A 3,678-nucleotide genomic window follows, 5' to 3' on the forward strand; every position below is an offset into this window, starting at 1 on the left:
AAGCAGGTAATAAAGGGCTTTTGAGAGCTTATAGACTATAAAAATAAAATTGTATTCTTTATAAGGGGATATTATTGATTTATTATCCCCAAAATAGTATATTAAAAAAGCCCCAAAGCTTTGCAGAGCTAAGGGGCAAATACTGTCAAAAGGGGGCTAATATGCGAAAGCATACTAAGCACCTACTGCTGAAATTATACCTAAATTTTAGGCTTTTTAAGCTTAAAGTGGAAGTTGAGATTAGGAAGTAGGCAAGAACGGGGGCGAAAGTCCCCGCCCTTTGGCAGTATAAAGCAATCAAAAGGGGATAAAATGGCTAAACTACCAGTCTATTACGATAATAAGATGAACCTATTAGCATTTAAAAACCTTGACAAAGTAGAAGCTAATTTATTTTTTAGCATAGTGGCAAGGTTTAATGACAAGGGAGCGGAAAAGCTCAAATTAAATTTTAGTGAGATAGCAGAGTTTATATCAGATAATAAATACACTAGCAAAGAATTATCAAAATTAATAAATGATGGCGTTGGTAAGGTAGTTCAATCGGCTATAAAATGGGAGATGACACCTATAAAAACCGCTTATTTTACCCTTTTTAATGAGTTCTTAGTTGATGATGAAAATAAGACCCTAGAAGCAAGTATTAACAGCAGATTTTTATTTATGCTAAATAATTTTAAAGACGGAAATTTTACAATGCTAGAATTAGCAGAGTTTAGCAGTCTTAAGAGTAAATACACACAAACTCTTTACAGGCTTTTAAAACAGTTTAGATTTACAGGCTTTAGGTCTATAAAATGGGCTGAGTTTATAGAGATTATGGATATACCGACAAGTTACCGAGCAAGAGATATAGACAAGCAAATTTTAAAACCAGCTATCGCAGAGCTTACACAGGAAGCCGACATTTTTAACCAAAACAACCCAATTTTTAAAAAATTAATCTATAAAAAAATAAGGGGAACAGGCAGGGGGCGACCTGTTGAGCTTATAGAGTTTTATTTTATGCCTGAAACCGACGAACCAAAAGAGCAAAAGAAAAACGAAAAAGCACTTCAATACATAGCACAAGACATTAAAAAAGAACAAATGCTAAAAGAGTTAAAGCGAAGTAGCCAAGAGCCAAAGAAAATCAACCCCTTAACAGGACAAGAAATTACAGGGCTTGAACCTTACAGGCTTAGAAATATGAGATTTAAAAACAAATTTGGCGAATATGACATACTAAAAATTCAAAATATCGAGCAAGAGCCAAGTGGAAAAATTATAGTAACTGTTAGAAATGTTGATGATAATCATATAAGCACAATGAAATTTGACAGCCTAAAACACTTTGAAAACACATTTAATTTACACCAAATGTAGCCTAAGTAGATTTTTATCGTCTATAAACTCTATTTTTATCCCCTATAAAGTAGATTTTTATCCCCTAAGTAGATTTTTATCCCCTATAAAGTAGATTTTTATCCCCTATAAAAACATAAAAAAGTAGATTTTTATCCCCTATAAAGTAGATTTTTATCCCCTAAATACCCACGCAAACCACCACCACGCCGAAGCTAGAAAGGGGTCTAAAAGGTTAAAAGTTAAATTTAAAAAGATGTTAAAAGGAAAACGCTCCAAAAAAGCAAAAATTATGCTAAAATTTAAATCATAGGGCGAGGTTACTCTTTGTCTGACACTTCGTTTAGACAAGAGAACTCGCAAGGGGAAAATTCCCCTTTGAACCCCTTAGCCAATCCATTGTTTTTTACAGGAGAGTAAATTGAAATCTTATAAAAGCATAAGAAAAACAATTCGTTTTACAGATGATGAGTTTTCTACCATTAAAGAAAAAATGGAATTAGGTAATTACTCTAACTTTACAGAATTTGCACTTCACTCAATGATTAATAAAAAACCAAGTAAAGCTAAGTCAATAAATAAAGAGTATTTATTAGAGCTTAATAGGATAGGCAATAATCTAAATCAGCTTACTAGAAAACTCAATAAAGGGGATAGACTAAATAATTTAAGTTTATCAGCGATTATCGATATTAGAGATAGCATTAACTCACTAAAAGAAAAGATATGATTGTAAAGTTTTTTAATACTAAAAAAGGGGGTGGAAATAGTGCTATCGATTATCTTTTAGATAAGAGAGTAGAACAAGGCACGAGCAGGATTTTACAGGGCGACGAGCAATTAACAAGAGATATAATTAAGAATATGAGCCAAAAGCATAAGACTTGCGTTGGCGTGTTAAGCTTTGAAGAGAAAGACATCGACGAGCAGTTAAAATTTAAGCTTATGGCGGACTTTGAAAAAGCGTTGATGACCGATGAAGCACAAGGCAGATATAATATTTTGTGGGTAGAACATAACGACAAGGGACGGTTAGAGTTAAATTTCGTAATCCCTAAAATAGACCTACAAACAAAAAAGGCTTTAAATCCTTACTATCACAACGCAGATTTAAGCCGTATAGCATCGTGGCAAGATATTAAAAACATAGAGTATAACTTTAAAAATCCAAAAGACCCAAGCAAAGAGCAGACCATACAAGGCAGTAAAAAGCAAGTAGAAATTTATAAGGATTATGAGAAGCTAGACAACTTTTTACAGCAAGAAGTAAAAAACGGCACATTACAGAGCCGAGCCGAGATTATTAAATTACTACAAGATAACGGCGTAGAAGTTACAAGACAGGGCAAAGACTATTTAAGCATAAAATTACCAGACAACACCAAAGCAAAAAGATTTAAAGGGGGTATTTATAGCGATGAATTCCGAAGCATTGAAAGCATTAGAACAATCGGCGATGAACAAAAAGAGAGAGAACGAGAATTTAGTCAAAGAGATAATACGGCGGAACTTGAACGACTTAGAAATCAGTTTGAACGAGCATACAACGCAAAATCTAAATACTATAAGCGAGAATTTGAGAAAAGAGACCGACAGCATAAAAACAGATATGACAATTATCGCACAGGAATTGATGAATTTAAAGCGAACGAACACAAAGCTGATAATTTCATTGATAATTCTATTTCTAGTGATTTTTTTAGCCCTATCTCTGAAACTTCTAGGAGTGATATAGATGACAGCGTTAGAAATCGAATTGATGAAAGAGCTAGACAGCTTAGAGAACGAGAACAAGAAGCTATTAGAACAGCTAAAAGAACAAGAGCAGATTATAAACCAACTCAAAAAGAGCCAATACGACTTAACGAGAGAGAATACGCTTTACTTGCAGACAATAGAAAACAGCAACAAGAGCCTATCATCGATGAAAACTACATTAGAGAGCGAGAGAAACGAAAACGAGAAGCTATTAAACGAATTAGAGAGCTTAGGGAAGCAAGAGAGCGACAAAGAAATACAGAGCTTGAAGCAAGTATTAAACCAAGCTTTGAACGATTACGAGAAGTTAGAGAAGGCATTAAGCAGCAGCACGAACGACATACAATCTTTGCAGACATTTTTCGACAATCAGAAGCAAGTTTTAGAAAACACATTACAGGGCGAATACAAGAATTTGGACGACAATTTCAAAGGAATATTACAGAGTTTGGAGAGACACTTCGAGAACAGGGCAAACGAAGTATTAAAAGCGGTATCGATGAAGTTAGAGCGTTCATAAACAAGCATAAAAGAGAGCTTGAAAGGGTCTTGGAAAAGGGAAAGACAAAGGCATAG

The 3,678-nt window shown here is 34.1% G+C and carries 3 protein-coding genes; all 3 read left to right on the forward strand.

The features are described from left to right. The first annotated feature begins 312 nt into the window (after window positions 1–312). The 3 genes from CHAB381_RS00005 (at window position 313) to CHAB381_RS00015 (ending at window position 3,678) form a co-directional block, all read left to right on the forward strand. The gene (locus CHAB381_RS00005) at window positions 313–1,365 is read left to right on the forward strand and encodes a replication initiation protein (protein WP_041570428.1); all 1,053 of its coding nucleotides are present in this window, start codon (window positions 313–315) and stop codon (window positions 1,363–1,365) included. A gap of 400 nt (window positions 1,366–1,765) precedes the next feature. Continuing rightward, window positions 1,766–2,074 (forward strand): plasmid mobilization protein, encoded by a 309-nt coding sequence (locus tag CHAB381_RS00010; RefSeq protein WP_011991465.1) that lies wholly within the window; start codon window positions 1,766–1,768, stop codon window positions 2,072–2,074. After that, on the forward strand, window positions 2,071–3,678 hold the full coding sequence (locus CHAB381_RS00015) for a relaxase/mobilization nuclease domain-containing protein (protein ID WP_011991467.1): 1,608 nt from the start codon (window positions 2,071–2,073) through the stop codon (window positions 3,676–3,678). Before CHAB381_RS00010 ends, CHAB381_RS00015 begins: the two co-directional genes overlap by 4 nt.

Source organism: Campylobacter hominis ATCC BAA-381 (genome assembly GCF_000017585.1).
Taxonomy (GTDB): Bacteria; Campylobacterota; Campylobacteria; order Campylobacterales; family Campylobacteraceae; genus Campylobacter_B; species Campylobacter_B hominis.